Origin of the sequence: Streptomyces sp. NBC_01454 (assembly GCF_036227565.1) — a bacterium.
In the GTDB taxonomy this organism is placed as follows: Bacteria; Actinomycetota; Actinomycetes; order Streptomycetales; family Streptomycetaceae; genus Streptomyces.
Window position 1 is genome coordinate 1,942,617 of the sequence record NZ_CP109460.1, and the last position, 15,494, is coordinate 1,958,110.

Genomic DNA, 15,494 nt, shown 5'->3' on the forward strand with positions numbered 1-15,494 from the left:
CGGGCAAGGTACAGGTACACGGCGCGGACGCGCCGGTGACGGAGACGTCGGTGACGGACACGTCGATGACGGACACGTCGGTGACGGATGACCGGTACCTGGCACCCAAGGGCAAGCCAGGGCTGTCGGCGGGCGTGGCCTCCGGTGCTGGTCGCGAAGACCGGCAGGCAGGTCGAGGAGCCGTCGGTCCCGTACGAGAAACGTTGGGTTCGCGCCTACGGTGCTATCGGGAGCTGCAGGGGAGCAGGGCCATCTCGCGTGCGTTCTTGATGGCCTGCGCGATCTGCCGCTGTTGCTGACGCGTCACATACGTCACCCGGGGGCTGCGGATCTTGCCGCGGTCGGAGCTGAACTTCCGCAACAGGTGGGTGTCCTTGTAGTCGATGTACGTGATCCCGGCTGCGTCCAGCGGGTTGGCGCGCTGACGCTGGGCGGCCTGCCGCCGGGTGCTTGTGCGTCGGGGCATGGTCAGGCTGGTCCTCTCTCGTTTGGGATGGCTGGTGGGGATGAACGGGGCCGCGGTTCAAGCCACTGGGTCGAGCAGATCGTCGAAGGCGTGCGGCAGTTCTTTCCATCCGGCCCTGCCCGCCGCGTACTCGTCGTCGGTGAGCAGGCATGAGTCGAGCAGGGTCACGAGAGCGTCGCCGTCCAGGCCGGGCGAGGTGAAGGTGAGGTACTGGCAGCGGTCACCGTGTTCGGGGTGCCAGTCCAGGGAAGCGGCGACGCGGCGTTCGGCCGGAACCATCTCCCAGGCGGCCTCGGGCAGCGCGGCCAGCCAGGGTCCGGCCGACTCCACGCACAGCGCGCCGCCCGCGGCGTCCCATGACAGCAGTGTGTCGGGGCGGTCGGCCAGCCAGAATCGCCCACGGCTGCGGGCTGCGGCACAGGCCAGATCCTCCAGCGCTGCGTAGAGGCGCTGCGGGTGGAAGGGCCATTCGCGGCGCCACACGAGGGTGCTCACGCCATGCTCGTCACACTCCTGCGGCAGCAGCGCGCATGCGGGGTGCTGGGTCCGCGGCCTTCCGCGGTGGCGAGGAACGCGCAGGCGGGCCATTACGTCCGTGAAAGCGGGTGCGTCGCCGGCCTGTCCGGGGGTGAGAACGAACGCGAGGGGGCGGCAGCGGGCGTCGGCAGCGAGGTGGATCTTGGTGGTCAGTCCGCCGCGGGACCGGCCGATGGCGTGGTCGGCTGGTTCGCCGGCCGGGGCCCTTTTTTGCAGGCCCCGGCCGCGTGCTGGTGAGCTCGCACGATCGTGGAGTCCACGGACACGGCCCCGGTCAGGTCCTCGTCGGCGTCGGCGCTTGGGCCATCAGCGCAGTGAAAACCCGCTCCCACGTGCCATCCAGGGCCCACATCCGCAGCAGGTTGTAAACGCCTCGCCAGTTTCCGTACTTCTCCGGCAGATGCACCACTGTGTTCCGGTCTGGAACTTGACGGCGATCGCGTCGATCACCACCCGGTGATCCCGCCGGCGGCCACCCGGCTGCGGCGTCCTGTCCGAGAGCAACGGCTCGATTCGCGCCCAGTGCGCATCACTTACGGCACACCCGGACCAACGACCGGCTGATCCAAGCGAAACTGCCTAGTGGTCCGGCGGATCACGGTCGCTCGGTCATGAGCCGCCGGACACCCCTCAGTTGCGATCAGCCAGTGTGCGGCCGCGTCAAGCGTAAGCAGCGCTTATGCGCTGCGCCAGGAGATGCTTCTTCCGGCGATGCGGAAAGAGGGACAGTCTGGAAGCACCTGACACGTTCCGCATGTGCAGGGGCATAACGGACGCCTCCGTTGTGCCCCACAGCGGTTGAGCCGTCGCCTGTGACCGAACCCGCAGCGCCCGTCCCGACTTGCGAGAACGACCAATATGCGTCAGGCGTCCTTCTCTACAGATTTCGGATCGTTACATATGTCACTGCCTCTGCTGATTTCGCACTATGGCGTGCAGCACCGCGACCTTTCACCGGCAGATCGCCTAGGACAGTGAGTAGCCCAGCATCCTTTGGAAGGGAGACATTCGCGTGTCATTGAGCGCCGCTCTGAGCGTAGGTGTAGTAGGCAGCGTGGTGATCGCTGTGTTGACATTCGTGACCGGCCGTCCCCGGCGCGCCGCACATCGTGTGACTGCGGCCTTGGGCTGGCTGTGGGCCGCCGGAATTGTGGGCCTTACCTTCGGCACGCCACCCGGTGGTGGTCAGGCCATCAATGTGGAGCTGCTCAATGTGGGCAATACCGCAGACATCAAAGACTTTCTCGTGAACATAGCCATGTTCGTCCCTGGTGGGATTCTCCTTGCCGCCGCACACGCCGGGTACCGGTGGGCCTGCATCGTCGGCGCTCTCGGTTCCCTCACGATCGAGGTAACTCAGTACCTGACCGCATCCGGGCGCACGGCAGACATCAATGACCTTCTGGCCAACACGGCGGGCTGCATCATCGGCTACCTGTGTGCCGCAGCGGTCCGGAAAACGACGTCTCGCCGGGCACCCAATGCTGAATGAAATGCGGTCGGACAATACCGACGACACCGACGGCGCTAGAAGGGGAGGCCGCATGTCAGGCACTCAGTCCACCAATGCTCTTCAGCTCAACGTAGAGGGGACATACAACCTCCGCGACGTCGGCGGCTATCCGGCGGCGGAGGGGAAGACGCGCTGGGGGCGCCTCTTCCGTTCCGACTCTCTGCATGACTTGACGGAACAGAGCCATCAGTCCTTGGTCAACCTCGGGATAGCTGCCGTCATCGATCTCCGCACGCCGGGCGAGCGACGGATGGCCCCCACCCGGGTCGAGGACTTCGGGATCAAGGTGCATGAGGTCTCAGTCTTCGGCGACAACCCCTCCGTCGCCTCCGTCGCCTCCGTCCACGACGTCACTCTCGAAGATGCCTACGCGGCTTTGATCACCCAGGGTGGTGCCCAACTGGCGCACGCCGTCTCCCTGGTCGCCGCCATGACCGGGGCCCCTGCACTGATCCACTGCACTGCGGGGAAAGACCGCACCGGTGTGCTGATCGCCTTGATCTTGCTGGCGGTTGGCGTCGAACGGCAAGCCGTGGTTGCTGACTACGCCGCGACCCAGGATCTCCTCTCCGGCGCATGGCTTGAGGGGATGCTGCAATTGCTGCGCAATTCTGGCATCCAACCGGGCGCAGCCGTGATCGACCTTTTGACAGCCAGCCCGGCCAGTCTGATCGAGCAGGTCATCGACCGGATCGAGAGCGGCTGGGGGTCCGCCGCCGAGTACCTCCTCGCCAACGGGCTGGCTGCCGACGCACTGGCCACTCTCCGTACCGCCCTGATCGAGCCGCAGGCGAATCCGTCAGGAACGCGTTCGGGTCCACTTCCCGGCAACTGACCGCTTCATCTGTTCATCTTGCACAGCAGCGACATCCACTTCGTCGGCAACGGCGCCATGCAAACGGGCGGCCGACAGACGGCCGAACCCGAGCCGTGCGCAATCATGTAACGGCGACAGAATCACGAAGCGCTGGGATGCGCCATGAACGAGACAAGGAACGCCGGGACCTCCGTGAACCCATTGCGCGTCCGCGCAGTGCATAAAGGAGCCTCCACCGACATTACCGCAGACGAGATCTGGATCACTCTGTCCAACGGTATCGAGTTCGTCCTTCGGAACGACGCGTATGGCTCACTCGGTGCACATATTCCGTGCACACCAGATAACGACGAGTTCGCGGTGTTCGTCGTGCGGCCGGGCGCCTCCAACGTGCTGGTCCTCAACGCCGAGCGCCACGCCTGCAAGTCGCAAAGGGACAGCGGGGGTTGAAAGCGTCGGAGTGGCGTCCCGGGGCGGCTTCGCCAGCACCACGCCTGGCGTTCCGGCGCTGCCGTCTGAGACGCCGAGGAGGCGAGCTGAGCGCTTGCTGCTGCGCCAGCCCGCCTTTCGGGTTCCAGGGGGCATCACCTGATAGCGGTAGTCGAAGGGTGATGCCGACGGCCATCGTGGGACGGTCCAGGGAGCGCAGCCGATTCGGTGTGGCGCGCGGTCTTCTGTCTGGTCAGATGGGGCTGTTGAGTGCGGCAAGCACTCGGGTGATGCTGGTCAGCGCGGCGTCGAGGTAGGCGGGTTCAAGGCCGTGGGTGATGCGTAGGTGTTGTTCGACGCCGAAGTGGGCGCCGGCGCCGACGAGTACGTTGCCTTTCTGCCGCAGTACGTGGGCAATCTCCAGGCTGGGGCGGTCGAGGTGGTAGCGGACGAAGGCCAGGGCGGGGGCCTGGGGCGGGGTGATCTCCCTGCGTACCGGCACCTCCGCCCGCCTGGCCAGCAACCGCCCCTACGCTTACGCGGCCCTTGGGGAGAGTCCGGCCACGTTCATCCGGGTGGCTGAACTCAATACCCTGCGCATCCCCTGACCGCCAGGACGGGAACGACCCTGCGCGCGACCGGCCGTCGCACAGCGGCGTGGCCGGCTCGCCGGAAGGCGTGCTGAACCCGTCGGCCCCACGCGGTGAAGCAAGCGGCCGTCAGTACGGACCGTCGGAGGTGCGGCGCCGTAGCAGCAGACCGATGAGGCCCTGGGTCGCCGGCGAGGAGTCGGCGGCGCGGGTGGTGATGTGGATGTCACGGGTCACCCCCGCAGGTTCGGTGATCTCCAGGTAGGTCACACTCGCCCGGGGCACCGCTGCCAGCCCGGGAACGAGGGCCACGCCGAAGTCGGCCGCCACCAGGTCGAGGAGCATCCCGTAGTGGTCGGAACGGAAGGCGATATCCGGTTCGAAGCCCTCGGAGCGGCACAGGAGTTCAGTGACCGCCTGGAACCCCTCGCTCGGCACGGTCGACAGCCAGGTCGCGTCGGCGTAATTGCGTAGCAGCGCAGTCGTCTGGCCGGCACGGTGCAGGTGCGGGGGCACGGCGAGCAGCAGCCGGTCGCGGTGGAGGTGGAGCTGATTCAGCCCGCGCAGATCGGGCCGGGACAACTGCTCGTAATGGTGGGTGACGGCCAGGTCGATCTCCCCGGCAGCCACGGCGGGGATGGCCTCCTCGGGCTCGATCTCGGTGAAGGACAGGGAGACCTCGCCGTGCCGCTGACGGAAGGCCATGAGCGCGGGCACGACCAGGGTGGTCGCGGCGGTGGCGAACGAGGCGACGCGCAATCTGCCGCCGCGCAGACCGGAAACGGCGTGGACGGCATCCTCCGCGGCGTTGAGTTCGTCCAGTATGTGGTGGGTGTGCTCGACCAGGATGCGGCCGGCTTCGGTCAGGCGCACACTCCGAGCGGAGCGTTCCAGCAGGGCGGCGTCCAGCTCCCGTTCCAGGGCGGACAGCTGCTGAGAGGCCGCCGAGGCGGTGCAGCCGGCGTGCTGCGCGGCGCCCGCGATGGAGCCGGTGCGGGCCACGTCGCGGAGCAGACTGAGCCTGCGAGGATCGAGCACAAGAAGATCATCAGCTCAAATGAAGGAGAGGGGTATTCTCCTGATGCTTGCCGTCGGGAAGCGTCGGTCCACACGACGACGAACTCCAGGAGAGCCCATGCTGCCCACACCCCCCGACGTCCCGGCACGACTACCTACTGCGCGCCTGGTCCGGCCGCCGTCGGCCGATGACCTGGACCGCGCGTGGCGGACGGTCAGAGCCCACCTGCCTCCCACGCGGTCGACCCCGGTGCCGGGGGCCCGGCCGGGATGGACCTCGCGCTCAAACTGGAGACCCGGCAGCCCACCGGTTCCTTCAAGGTCCGCGGTGCGCTGACCGCGCTCTCCGCTGTCCCCGAGGGCACTCGCGTGGTCACGGCATCCGCGGGCAACCACGGCCTGAGCGCCGGAAATCCGCCTCACGGCTCTTCAATCCCAGCCATCGTTGCAGGCCAGAGCCACCTCATGCCGGTAACCACCAGGTGCCTTCCAAGCACTTGGCCGCAGGTTCGAGTCCTGCCGGGGGCGACAGGCGAGACCTTCCCCGCGGGGAGGGTATTTTGCTGGTCAGAGGCCGTTTGGTGGTCTCGGCGGGCTGTCGGACACCCGGGGCAGAGAAGGTGGATCCGTCCGACTGGAACCGGTCCGGGGTGGGTTTCGGCGGCTGTGATAAGCCGCGTAGAGGTCGGTGACGCCGGCCTCGTGGGACAGACTCCGGCAGGTGCCTTCCTCGGCGTCCTCGCAGTGCATGACCGGAAGGGCGCATTCGCCGGATTCCGCGGTCTGGAGATCGGCCTCGTACGGGGCCAGGAGGCAGCGGGCACGGTCACCGGCCTGCAGCCGTGGAGGGTTCGCGCGACGCCCAGGTCGCTCCTCATCCGGTGCCGTAGCTGGCGGTGGGGTGGGGTGGGGGCTGACCTACGAGTGCGCGACGAAACCCTACGGACCAAGGAAAGCTACGCTCGGTAGTTCTCACTGGCCCGCAGGTTTCCGCTGTGCTGTGCCCTGGATGTGCCCGCCGGGGGCACAGCCGAAGACACAGGGTCCGCCGCCTCCGGCCCGGCGTCGATGCGTCCAGGGTGGCCTTTGCCCTGAGCATGCGGCGCCGCCTTGGTGAGGTCAGCTCTGGAGGAAGTCCAGGAGGTCCCGGTTGAACTTCTCCTTCTCTCCTGGGACAGCGGCGATGCCGTGGGAGCCGCCCTCGTAGACCTTGAGGACGGCGTTGGGGATGAGTTGCGCGGCCTTGCGGCCGGTGGTGTCGATCGGCACGATCTGGTCGTCGTCGCCGTGCACGAGGAGGGTGGGGATGTCGAACTTCTTCAGGTCCTCGGTGAAGTCCGTCTCCGCGAACGCCGTCACGCAGTCCACGCCCGCCTTGATGCTCTGGTGCATGGCCATGAACCAGTACGCGTCCTGGTTGCCCTGCGTGACATCGTTGCCCGGGCGGTTGGCACCGAAGAAGGCGGGCGCCAAGTCCTTCCAGAACTGCGAGCGTTCCTTGATGATGCCGTTCTTGATGCTCTCGAACACCTCGGCCGGCACACCCTCGGGGTTGCTGTCGGTCTGGAGCATCAGGGGTGTGATCGCCGAGAGCAGCAGGGCCCTGCTGATCCGGTCGGTTCCGTGGCGTCCGATGTACCGGGCGAGTTCGCCGCCGCCCATGGAGTGGGCGACCAGGGTGACCTCTCGCAGGTCGAGCGAGGTGATCAGGTCGTTCAGGTCGTCGGCGAAGGTGTCGAAGTCGTAGCCGTCCCAGGGCTGGCCGGACCGGCCGTGGCCCCGGCGGTCATGGGCGATGCCGCGGAAGCCGTTATCGGCGACCAGCTTCATCTGGTCCTCCCACGCGTCCGCGTTCAGCGGCCAGCCGTGGATGAAGACGACCGGGCGCCCACGGCCCCAGTCCTTGTAGAAGATCTCGACACCGTCACGTGTGGTCACAGTAGGCATGGCATTCGTCCTTGTCAGGGGCGCCGGGCAGCAGGGAGCCCGCCCGCCTGTCGAAGCGGAGGGGCCGGTGCTGACGGTTGGCGGTATGTATGAGGAGACTTCGGAGAGCCGGCAAGACGGTCGGCACTTACCAGATCCATCGTGCGGATTTCGGCATGATCCGCAAACGCGAACCACCAAGCGGCTCCATCTGGGCTACCGGAATCTCCGGCACCCTCGCGGTGGGCATCCTTGGTGCGTCGTTCGCAGTGATCAGCGGCACCATGCCGCCGATCTCCTCGTACCTGATCTCGTCCGATCAGCCGGTCAGTTCGTGCTTCCTTTGGTGAGGGGCGCCAAGGGAGCCGAGTGCCACCGCTGGACGGTGTTCCTCTCATACCGTCTGCCGTTCCCGCCCCCGGCCGGAGCCGCTACCCGGTCGTGACTCAGTGCGCGGGGAGGTCGGTGGCGCGGTGCTCGGCGGAGACCCCCTGGACGAAGATCATGTCGGCTTCCGCGTTCTGCGTGCGGAGCGGGAGGATCTCCTGGTAGGCGGCCGACGCATACCAGGCGTGGGCCAGATCGAGGTCCGGGAAGGCTATGACGACCACGCTGCCCGGCCAGTCGCCCTCGACTACCTCGACGTCCCCGCCGTGCACCAGGAACTGTCCGCGGAAGGGCTGCGAGGTGGCTTCGATCCGCTCCAGGTACTCCTTGATCGACGGGCCCATAGTGATCTTGCGTGCATGGACGATGGCGTATGCGGTCATGGGATGCCTCCGTGGCGTACTTGCCGCCCGCGGCCGGTCGGTGCGGGCGAGGAGGAACGTAACACGCACAGGGCCTATCTCGAAACAAGCATTCCAAGATTTGCGCTCATCCAACTCAGGCAAGGGGTAGGGGTGGTGAGCCTGCGACGAGGTGCGTGACCTGCGCGATCCATGCAAGAAACTCCCGAGCGGAAGCTCCTATCGGGCACCCTGCGGGCATGTGCCGAGGTGTGCGAGGGCTCGCCGCATACGGGCTGGCGGCTCGCGCTCTCGGCGTGGGTGCGCAAGCCCCGTCGCGCTTCGCGCTGCCCCGCAGTCGTCAGACCCTGTGGCTTTTCAGATGGAGTCCTGGGCCTCCAGGCCGAGGAGCGCGAGGGTGGCGGTGACGGTGTCGAGGAGCGAATCGGCGTCGGCTCCGGCGCGAGAGCGCACGTTCACGCCGTAGGCGAGCAGTACCAGCGTCTCGGCCGTGGCGTCGGGGACGGCCGGGGACAGCTGTCCACGTCGGCGGGCTGTTTCGAGCACGGCGCGCATCGCGTCCCGCAACCACTGGTGGTAGTCGTCCAGGAGGGTGCGGACGTCGGGGTCGCCGCGCTCGGCGCCGATGTAGGCGTTGACGATCATGCAGCCCCAGCCTGCGTACTCGCCCGAGCAGCGCGCTTCGATCAGCCCGGTGAAGAAGTCCTGGATGGCGGGCAGCCCCTGCTCGTCCTCTGCCAGCTGCCGGCACCTGGGCTGCGCGCGTTGCTGCACGTAGCGACGCAGAGCGGCCAGGTATAGGTCGCGCTTGCTGCCGAAGGTGGAGTACAGGCTGGAGCGGTTGAGGCCCGTCACGTCGGCGACGTCCTGGATCGACGCCTCGGCCGCGCCGTGCTGCCAGAACAGCCGCTCCACGCGCTCCAGCGCCGTGTCCGGGTTGAAGTGCTTGATGTCGGGCATGACGTACCGCTCCAGAGTTCTTGAAATGATGATTCCACGATACTCCTTGACGCGCGGAGCACCCCTGTGCCTAACTTGAAACGTACGTTCCAAAATCTTGGCCTCGGCACGAAAAGGCAGGGACAGTGAGCCTCCAGGATGAGTTGCGCGGCCTGCGCGACCAGTACAAAAACGGGCGGAAGCTTCCACCGGACGCCCTTGAGATCATCGACCGGGGCATGCGCGAGCTCGCCGCAGCCGGTCTGGCGGACCGCGCCCTCGGCGTGGGTGCGCAAGCCCCGCGCTTCGTGCTTCCCGCAGTCGTCGGACAGCAGGTCGCGCTGGACGGTCTCCTCGCCGAAGGCCCTGTGGTCCTGGCCTTCTACCGCGGCGCATGGTGTCCGTTCTGCAACCTCGCCCTGCGCGCCCTCCAGCAGCACCACGACGCCATCACCGCCCGCGGCGCACGCCTGGTGGCCGTCTCGCCACAGAGCCCCGACGATTCCCTTTCGCTGGCCGAGAAGGAACAACTTTCCTTCGACGTCCTCAGCGACATCGGCTCCGACACCGCGAAGCAGTACGGAATCGCCTTCGATCTCTCCGACGAACTGGGCGCCCTGTACGACCGGTTGGGTATCGACCTCCAGCGCGTCAACGCCGGCCATTCCCGCACCCTGCCCCTGCCCGCCACCTACGTCATCGACCGCACCGGCGTCATCCAATGGGCGTTCGTCGAGACCGACCACACCGTGCGCGCCGAACCCGCCGACATCCTGGCCACACTCGACGCCCTGAGCTGAACCCAGCACCTGGCAGCCCTCGCGCTCGCCCCGGTGGGCTCAACGACGCGTCCGGCCGGGCAACTCGGGCCCGCTTCGGCCAGCCCGCCGGTGGCCATGTCGGATCGCCGCGTACAGGCCGACCTTGGCTTTGCGGCGACACAGAGCGCTGTCACCACCGACCGCAAACCGCATCGACCTCGCTTGCACAACCACCCCGATATACCCGCCTTGAGCGGGATGAACTGTGAAGGCCAACCATGAACGCCATGGATACGAACGCCCTGACCACCAGGACCGCGGACCAGACCGCGGCGGGCACTGCCGCCGATGCACCACTGGCGGGATGTGTGGCCCTGGTAACCGGTGCATCGAGCGGCATGGGGGCGGCCACCGCCCGGGCTCTGGCCCGGCAGGGCGCAGCGCTCGCACTGGTCGCCCGTCGCACCGAGCGGTTGGAGGAACTGGCCGACGCGATCCGCGACCAGGGCGGCTCGTGCCTCGCCCTCACCGCCGACCTGAGTGACACGACGCAGGCGCGGCGAGCCGTCGAGGAGGCCGCGAGCCATTTCGGACGACTCGACGTGCTGGTCAACAGCGCCGGATACGTAGCACTGGGCGCGGTGGAAGAAAGCAACCCCGACGACTTGGAGCGGATGGTCGACCTGAATTTCACGACCGTCCTGCACACGTCGCAGGCGGCCCTGCCGCACCTGTTGCGGGCTGCGGCCGATGGCCCGCGCGGGGTCGCCGATCTCGTGAATGTCAGCTCGGTCGCGGGCCGGAGGGCACGTAAATACCTCGGCGTCTACTCGGCGACGAAGCACGCGGTCGGCGCGATCAGCGAGGCCCTGCGCCAGGAAGTGACCGCCCGGGGCGTCCGGGTCGGCCTGATCGAGCCGGGCTTCACCGCAACAGAGATGACGGTGGACACCGCGCTCGCCGCCGCCAGTGGCATGCCGCAGGACGCCTGGCTGCAGGCCGAAGACATCGCCCGCTCCATCACCTTCATGATCACCCAGCCTCGGCACGCCGCGATCAACGAGATGGTGGTGCGCCCGACGGCCTCGGAAGACTGACCACCAGCGCGGACGCCGACAAAGCCGGGTGCCGACCGCGGGTGCCGAAAGCAGGACCCGGCATCAGGCTGGGTGGTGCTGACCTGCAAGGACAGCAGGACCCAGCCTGATCCCACACCCCTGATCATGGATTCGACCCCACTTGTGAAGCGCAGGTCGTCGGTTCGCATCCGACAGGGGGCTCTCAGCTTGAACAGGGAGGAAGCCCCGAGCCGGTGGATGGCTTGGGGATGGCTTGGGGCTTCTGACATCTACGGGTGACATCAACGGGCGCGGTCGGTCGCTCAGTCCCGGTTGAGCCGCCGTTTCAGTAGCCGGTCCATGTGGCTGATCGCTTCCCGTTGGGTGTCCTGGGCGACATGGGTGTGGACGTCCATGGTCATGCTGATCTGGCTGTGGCCGAGGATCTCCATCAGCACGCGAGGAGCGACGCCGGCCGCGGTGAGCAGGGTGGCCCAGCCGTGCCGGGCGTCGTGGAGACGGATGGTGCGGAGGCCGGCCGAGGCAGTGAGCCGGGAGAACGAGCGGTTCAGGGGCCACGCGGTGCTCGCTGGAGCCCGGGCACCGGCTCCGATGGGATTCCTGGTCGGTCTCTCGGCAGCAGCACTTGCAGTGCACCTGGCCAGGTTTCGCACGTGACCGGAAGAGGCAGCGTTACGGCTTCGCCATCGATCCCTGCATCCAGTTGCCGCCCCCGGCCGCGCAACGTAATGCTGGCCGCCCGCCAGGCGCTCGCTGCATCACCTGCCGTACCTGGACCGGGCTGCTGCCGCAGCAGCTCACTACGCAGGTGTCGGAGGAGGTCTGGTGGGGTGTCGGTCGGACGCTTCAGCACGAGGGCGCCGAGCAGTCCTGAGGTGAGCGTGAAGCGACGCCCAAGGTAGCGGGGAGTGGCGATGTGGTAAGGGTTGTTGGAGACCAGCACCACCTGCGGGAAGTGGACGGCTCCCCGCGGGGTGTCCACGTCGGCTTCGACGCATTGCCTTCCCGTGAGGTAATCGGGTGTGACCGAAGCGAGGGCGCGCACCTTGTCCTCCCGGTACCCAGGCTCCAGCAAGGCGTCGGCGTAGGGGCCGAAAGAGACGTTGTTGATGAAGACGCGCGGGCCTACCAAGCCGAGATCCACACGTGTGGGCACGCCATCGATCAGGGCGCTCAGTGAGGACACCGGGTTGCGGATGTCGAGGCCAAGATCCCGGGCGAAGTGGTTGCGCGTGCCTGCCGGGAGCACCAACAACGGCCGATCCGTGTCGGCGGCCACCGCAGCCACGGCCGAGATCGTGCCATCTCCGCCCGCCACTCCCAGTACCTCAGCCCCCTCCCGGACGGCGAGCCTCGCGAGTGACGCCGCGTCGTCATCGACACTGGTCGACCAGACCCGCGCTCCCATGCCCTCGACCTGGTTGGCCAGGTCGAAACGAGCAGGACTGCCGCCGCCCGAGCGTGGATTCATCACGACCACTACCCGAGTACGCGCCTCAGCTCCAGCCATCACCACACCCACTTTTGCCGCACTCAGCGGAGCACGGCAGTCGCAAGAAATCAGTGCTGGGGGTGCGGCCGGGAGTGGAACAGCGGCCGTCGCTCGGCAGTGGTGCCGGGAGCGAGGCGGCCGACGTCGGCCCGCATCCTTATGGCGTGGAATACCTCAACCACCCCAAGGACTATGGCCATGATGCTCACCGTCAGGGTGAGCGCGGCGATCGAGGTGAACGGCGCGACGATCAGCACGGTGCCTGCCAACAAGCCGAGGATTCCGGAGAACAGCATCCAGCCTCGTGCCGGCATCTCCCGGGGTGCGGAGGCGGCCGTTGCTGTCACCATGATGCCGCGCACCAGCCAACCGAAGCCGATCCACAGGGCGAGCAGCAGAATCGACTCCAACGTGCCCCGGAAGCAGATCAGACCGAGGAGGACGGAGACCGCACCGGCGAGGAAATGCAGCGCCCGAAGATGCCGGGGGACATGCGTGCCGAAGGCAGCGGCCAGCTGGAAGACACCGATGACCAGCAGATAGACGCCGAAGAGCACGCCAACGACCCGCAGCGTCTCCTGTGGCCAGGCAAGGACCACGACACCCAGTGCGATGGCAGCCAGGCCCATGGTGAGAAGGGCCTGCCAGCCCATGTTGGCCAAGCCACCCAGGCTTTCGGTGCCGGAGGCGTCCTGTGGCTCGGTGCCGCGCGGCGGACCGGCACCTGAGGAATCGAAGGAAGAGGTCATTCCGTCTGCTCCTCTCAGGAACAGCGTGGTCAGATCAGTCCACCTCCATCGTCCCCCCGTCGGCTCTGTATGGCCCGGCGAAAACGGAGGGTTCGTCGGTCGAAATTCCCACGAGTACGGAACACCCCCCTGACCAGGTGGGACAAAGTGCCAGCTCTAGAGCGTGATGTCCCTGTGCTCGACGCCGATCTGAGCGGCGGCACAGGCGCCCCGACCGCCGACGCCTCCTCCACCGTCGTCGGATATCCGCAAGTTCTGCAGGGCCGCTCCGGCCAGCCCGTCGGCCTCGGGCGGGAGACCGTCGGCAGGAACCTCGTGCGCACCGGAATGCCGTACCTGACTTCCGGGAGCGGCCTGGCCCCGCAGGCGAGGCGTGATCTGCAGGCCGCCGCCGAGAGCGGACGGCTGGACATCGACCTCGAAACGCTGTTACGAGGTGGCGCCGCGGGTGTGGAGTTCGTCGTTGATGCGCTGGGCTTCTTCGAGCTGGTCTTCGAGAATGATGATGCGGCAGGCGGCCTCGATCTGGGTGCCGGCGTCGACGAGTTCGCGGGCGCGGGCGGCGATGCGCAGCTGGTAGCGGGAGTAGCGGCGGTGGCCGCCTTCGGAGCGCAGCGGGGTGATCAGGCGGTTCTCGCCGAGGGTGCGGAGGAAGGCGGGGGTGGTGCCGATCATTTCGGCGGCCCGGCCCATGGTGTAGGCGGGGTAATCGTCGTCGTCGAGATGGTCGACGGGGCGGGGACTGTGAGGGGGCATAGACCTCTTCTTTCGGGACGCGTCGAGGGGCCCGGGTGCCGTACGGCACCCGGGCCCCGAGCTTTCAACACCATCTACCGGCTGACTGCGCCGGCCTTCTTGTTCCGCGTGTCCGCCTGGGAGGGCGGAGGCGCGGGGATCGCGGATGCGTGACCGGGGACCACCTTCCAATCCGGGGCCTGCGGTACCCGAGCGGTGTTCTTCCTCGCCCGGGCGATCCTGATGGCGTCTGCTCCTTACCTCATTCGGCTACTCGGTCGTACTGCTGGATATCGCGGGTACTGCATGCGGCCCCTGGGGCCGCTCGGCCCGGCAGTCAGCGAAGGAACCCACCATTTCCGGCTCCGCCGCTCCACTGCCGTTCCACATCCTGCCTGACCTGCTTGCACGGCAGTTCAGCTCTGCCGTGCCCTCTTCGACTTCTTGGGTACGGGGAAACACTAACCCCCGCACGCACCCATGTCTACTCTTGCTGTGACAGATTTTCTCAACAGCCAATGAGTGGACTTCTGCCTCATACGCACCCGGAAGAGTGCCATCCGGGTGTGCCGGCCCGGCGGGCACAAGCTGAGCCCGGCGGCACAACCGACCCAAGCGGGGTGGTGAGCGCATGAACGACACGACGACAACCCACACGACAGTCCCGAGGCGCCCTGTCGCCCGCGAAGACGACACCCCCGCCGGCGTCCCACACGCCCGCGGCGTCGCCCGTCGTTTCGCCGGCAGCCTCGACCCGGCCCTGGCTTCCGAGGCTGCGGAGACCCTCGCCCTGGTCGTCTACGAACTCGCCCCAACGCCCTGCGCCACGGAGGCGGATCCCTCGCGTGACATGCCGCCTGCGGAGCAATGGGTCAGGCAGGTCCGACAGCCGCTGCACGCTGCTCTCATAGGTCCCCAGAAGTTGCTCCCCGAACGCTTCCGACCGGCCCGGGCCCGCTGTCCGGGGCCGGCGTTCACCTCCCGCCATCGCCGGCCCTTTGCCGGCAGCCTGCAGGGGTGGCGCCCGCGGTGGCGCGGGCCACGGCCAGTTCGGCCCCGACCACTTCGTGACCGCCCAGATGATGCGGCTCAACGCGGCGACCGGGCACCTCCAGGGGGTGGGCGCGGGACACCCCGCGCCCCTGCTCCTCCGCGGACAGCACGCCATCCGGCCGCTCCGCAGCCCGACCACACTGCCGGTCGGATTCGGCGGCCAGGAACCCCGGATCAGCGAGCTCGCCCTGGAGCCGGGCGACCGCGTCCTGTGCTTCGCGGACGGGTTGATCGAGGAGCACGAAACCGGCGGGGCGGAGTTCGGGGAAGAACAGCTCATCGACTGGGTGGACCGCATCGCCCGCACCGGGACGGAAGTGCGGACGGCAGTCCGCTCCCTCTCCCACACCCTCATGCGGGAACGGGACGGAATCACCACCAACGATGCGACTCTCCTCCTGATCGAGTGGCGCGGCGCCACGAAAGCTGGCCGACCGGCCGTCTAGGAGCGCAGTCACCCGGCCTGCGCCATCAGCACCGGCCACCGGCCCTCGTCCGTGGTCGGCACCTGGTCATGGTGTGGACCTGGTCCCCGGTTGCCTCTGCCGCGTCCCGGTGTTCCTGCCACGGGGAACGACACCAGCATGGGAGCCGGTGCGCGAAGAGCTCCCGGTGCGTTCCCCCTGTTCCGCGCACGGCTCT

At 67.7% G+C, this 15,494-nt stretch carries 16 protein-coding genes, 1 tRNA gene and 6 pseudogenes; 11 read left to right on the top strand and 12 right to left on the bottom strand.

Going from position 1 to position 15,494, the window contains the following annotated elements; all coding sequences use genetic code 11:
• Window positions 1-223: 223 nt before the first annotated feature.
• Together rpsR and OIU81_RS08375 are read right to left on the bottom strand one after the other, a co-directional pair.
• A complete protein-coding gene (gene rpsR, locus OIU81_RS08370; protein ID WP_329145448.1) occupies window positions 224-466 on the bottom strand; it encodes a 30S ribosomal protein S18 in 243 nt (80 codons plus the stop codon).
• Between the two features lie 57 nt (window positions 467-523).
• Window positions 524-1,009 (bottom strand): annotated as a pseudogene (locus OIU81_RS08375) (GTP-binding protein); the annotation flags it as partial.
• Between OIU81_RS08375 and OIU81_RS42300 the strand changes: the two are divergent.
• Window positions 965-1,240, top strand: a complete 276-nt coding sequence (locus OIU81_RS42300) for a hypothetical protein (protein ID WP_443074187.1) — start codon at window positions 965-967, stop codon at window positions 1,238-1,240. The pseudogene OIU81_RS08375 and the gene OIU81_RS42300 overlap by 45 nt on opposite strands.
• Window positions 1,241-1,309: 69 nt before the next feature.
• Here OIU81_RS42300 and OIU81_RS42305 read toward each other — a convergent pair.
• Window positions 1,310-1,528 (bottom strand): annotated as a pseudogene (locus tag OIU81_RS42305) (transposase); the annotation flags it as partial.
• Between the two features lie 529 nt (window positions 1,529-2,057).
• Here OIU81_RS42305 and OIU81_RS08385 point away from each other — a divergent pair.
• From OIU81_RS08385 to OIU81_RS08395, 3 genes are all read left to right on the top strand, one after another.
• A complete protein-coding gene (locus tag OIU81_RS08385) occupies window positions 2,058-2,495 on the top strand; it encodes a VanZ family protein (protein WP_329145452.1) in 438 nt (145 codons plus the stop codon).
• A gap of 52 nt (window positions 2,496-2,547) precedes the next feature.
• Window positions 2,548-3,351, top strand: a complete 804-nt coding sequence (locus tag OIU81_RS08390; RefSeq protein WP_329145454.1) for a tyrosine-protein phosphatase — start codon at window positions 2,548-2,550, stop codon at window positions 3,349-3,351.
• A 144-nt stretch (window positions 3,352-3,495) separates the two neighbouring features.
• Window positions 3,496-3,783: a hypothetical protein gene (locus tag OIU81_RS08395; RefSeq protein ID WP_329331001.1), complete on the top strand. Its 288-nt coding sequence runs from the start codon at window positions 3,496-3,498 to the stop codon at window positions 3,781-3,783.
• Window positions 3,784-4,015: 232 nt separating this feature from the next.
• On the opposite strand, the gene OIU81_RS08400 is transcribed toward OIU81_RS08395, so the two are convergent.
• Together OIU81_RS08400 and OIU81_RS08405 are read right to left on the bottom strand one after the other, a co-directional pair.
• The gene (locus OIU81_RS08400) at window positions 4,016-4,264 is read right to left on the bottom strand and encodes an aminotransferase class I/II-fold pyridoxal phosphate-dependent enzyme (protein WP_329145457.1); all 249 of its coding nucleotides are present in this window, start codon (window positions 4,262-4,264) and stop codon (window positions 4,016-4,018) included.
• Between the two features lie 217 nt (window positions 4,265-4,481).
• Window positions 4,482-5,390: a LysR family transcriptional regulator gene (locus OIU81_RS08405; RefSeq protein ID WP_329145459.1), complete on the bottom strand. Its 909-nt coding sequence runs from the start codon at window positions 5,388-5,390 to the stop codon at window positions 4,482-4,484.
• A 249-nt stretch (window positions 5,391-5,639) separates the two neighbouring features.
• Between OIU81_RS08405 and OIU81_RS08410 the strand changes: the two are divergent.
• Window positions 5,640-5,762 (top strand): annotated as a pseudogene (locus tag OIU81_RS08410) (pyridoxal-phosphate dependent enzyme); the annotation flags it as partial.
• Between the two features lie 58 nt (window positions 5,763-5,820).
• A tRNA-Gly gene (locus OIU81_RS08415) sits at window positions 5,821-5,897 on the top strand.
• A gap of 591 nt (window positions 5,898-6,488) precedes the next feature.
• Here OIU81_RS08415 and OIU81_RS08420 read toward each other — a convergent pair.
• Window positions 6,489-7,316 carry an alpha/beta fold hydrolase gene (locus OIU81_RS08420; RefSeq protein ID WP_329145461.1) on the bottom strand — a complete coding sequence of 276 codons (828 nt, stop codon included), beginning with the start codon at window positions 7,314-7,316 and terminating at the stop codon, window positions 6,489-6,491.
• Between the two features lie 155 nt (window positions 7,317-7,471).
• Here OIU81_RS08420 and OIU81_RS08425 point away from each other — a divergent pair, with 155 nt between their 5' ends.
• Window positions 7,472-7,645 carry a hypothetical protein gene (locus OIU81_RS08425; RefSeq protein ID WP_329145463.1) on the top strand — a complete coding sequence of 58 codons (174 nt, stop codon included), beginning with the start codon at window positions 7,472-7,474 and terminating at the stop codon, window positions 7,643-7,645.
• 96 nt (window positions 7,646-7,741) lie between these two features.
• Here the strand turns inward: OIU81_RS08425 and OIU81_RS08430 are convergent, their stop codons facing one another.
• Both OIU81_RS08430 and OIU81_RS08435 read right to left on the bottom strand, forming a co-directional pair.
• Complete coding sequence (locus OIU81_RS08430) at window positions 7,742-8,065, bottom strand: DUF1330 domain-containing protein (RefSeq protein ID WP_329145466.1); 324 nt, start codon at window positions 8,063-8,065, stop codon at window positions 7,742-7,744.
• 336 nt (window positions 8,066-8,401) lie between these two features.
• Window positions 8,402-9,004, bottom strand: a complete 603-nt coding sequence (locus OIU81_RS08435) for a TetR/AcrR family transcriptional regulator (RefSeq protein WP_329145468.1) — start codon at window positions 9,002-9,004, stop codon at window positions 8,402-8,404.
• Between the two features lie 125 nt (window positions 9,005-9,129).
• Between OIU81_RS08435 and OIU81_RS08440 the strand changes: the two genes are divergently transcribed.
• Complete coding sequence (locus OIU81_RS08440; protein WP_329145470.1) at window positions 9,130-9,783, top strand: peroxiredoxin-like family protein; 654 nt, start codon at window positions 9,130-9,132, stop codon at window positions 9,781-9,783.
• A 239-nt stretch (window positions 9,784-10,022) separates the two neighbouring features.
• Complete coding sequence (locus OIU81_RS08445; RefSeq protein ID WP_329145472.1) at window positions 10,023-10,841, top strand: SDR family oxidoreductase; 819 nt, start codon at window positions 10,023-10,025, stop codon at window positions 10,839-10,841.
• 284 nt (window positions 10,842-11,125) lie between these two features.
• Here the strand turns inward: OIU81_RS08445 and OIU81_RS08450 are convergent.
• The 3 genes and pseudogenes from OIU81_RS08450 to OIU81_RS08460 form a co-directional block, all read right to left on the bottom strand.
• Window positions 11,126-11,368 (bottom strand): annotated as a pseudogene (locus tag OIU81_RS08450) (tyrosine-type recombinase/integrase); the annotation flags it as partial.
• A gap of 2 nt (window positions 11,369-11,370) precedes the next feature.
• Entirely contained in the window at window positions 11,371-12,297 is a 927-nt protein-coding gene (locus OIU81_RS08455) for a diacylglycerol/lipid kinase family protein (protein WP_329145475.1), read from the bottom strand.
• Between the two features lie 86 nt (window positions 12,298-12,383).
• Window positions 12,384-13,064, bottom strand: a complete 681-nt coding sequence (locus OIU81_RS08460) for an HdeD family acid-resistance protein (RefSeq protein ID WP_329145476.1) — start codon at window positions 13,062-13,064, stop codon at window positions 12,384-12,386.
• 69 nt (window positions 13,065-13,133) lie between these two features.
• Here OIU81_RS08460 and OIU81_RS08465 point away from each other — a divergent pair.
• Window positions 13,134-13,481 (top strand): annotated as a pseudogene (locus tag OIU81_RS08465) (hypothetical protein); the annotation flags it as partial.
• Window positions 13,482-13,493: 12 nt separating this feature from the next.
• On the opposite strand, the gene OIU81_RS08470 reads toward OIU81_RS08465, so the two are convergent.
• Complete coding sequence (locus tag OIU81_RS08470) at window positions 13,494-13,820, bottom strand: MerR family transcriptional regulator (protein WP_329145479.1); 327 nt, start codon at window positions 13,818-13,820, stop codon at window positions 13,494-13,496.
• Window positions 13,821-14,845: 1,025 nt separating this feature from the next.
• Here OIU81_RS08470 and OIU81_RS08475 point away from each other — a divergent pair.
• Window positions 14,846-15,298 (top strand): annotated as a pseudogene (locus OIU81_RS08475) (PP2C family protein-serine/threonine phosphatase); the annotation flags it as partial.
• Window positions 15,299-15,494 lie beyond the last annotated feature (196 nt).

Excerpts from the sequence above, each read along its gene's own strand:
- rpsR (WP_329145448.1), bottom strand. The coding sequence starts at position 466 with ATGCCCCGACGCACAAGCACCCGGCGGCAGGCCGCCCAGCGTCAGCGC.
- OIU81_RS42300 (WP_443074187.1), top strand. The coding sequence starts at position 965 with ATGCTCGTCACACTCCTGCGGCAGCAGCGCGCATGCGGGGTGCTGGGT.
- OIU81_RS08390 (WP_329145454.1), top strand. The coding sequence starts at position 2,548 with ATGTCAGGCACTCAGTCCACCAATGCTCTTCAGCTCAACGTAGAGGGG.
- OIU81_RS08395 (WP_329331001.1), top strand. The coding sequence starts at position 3,496 with ATGAACGAGACAAGGAACGCCGGGACCTCCGTGAACCCATTGCGCGTC.
- OIU81_RS08420 (WP_329145461.1), bottom strand. The coding sequence starts at position 7,316 with ATGCCTACTGTGACCACACGTGACGGTGTCGAGATCTTCTACAAGGAC.
- OIU81_RS08425 (WP_329145463.1), top strand. The coding sequence starts at position 7,472 with ATGATCCGCAAACGCGAACCACCAAGCGGCTCCATCTGGGCTACCGGA.
- OIU81_RS08430 (WP_329145466.1), bottom strand. The coding sequence starts at position 8,065 with ATGACCGCATACGCCATCGTCCATGCACGCAAGATCACTATGGGCCCG.
- OIU81_RS08435 (WP_329145468.1), bottom strand. The coding sequence starts at position 9,004 with ATGCCCGACATCAAGCACTTCAACCCGGACACGGCGCTGGAGCGCGTG.
- OIU81_RS08445 (WP_329145472.1), top strand. The coding sequence starts at position 10,023 with ATGAACGCCATGGATACGAACGCCCTGACCACCAGGACCGCGGACCAG.
- OIU81_RS08460 (WP_329145476.1), bottom strand. The coding sequence starts at position 13,064 with ATGACCTCTTCCTTCGATTCCTCAGGTGCCGGTCCGCCGCGCGGCACC.
- OIU81_RS08470 (WP_329145479.1), bottom strand. The coding sequence starts at position 13,820 with ATGCCCCCTCACAGTCCCCGCCCCGTCGACCATCTCGACGACGACGAT.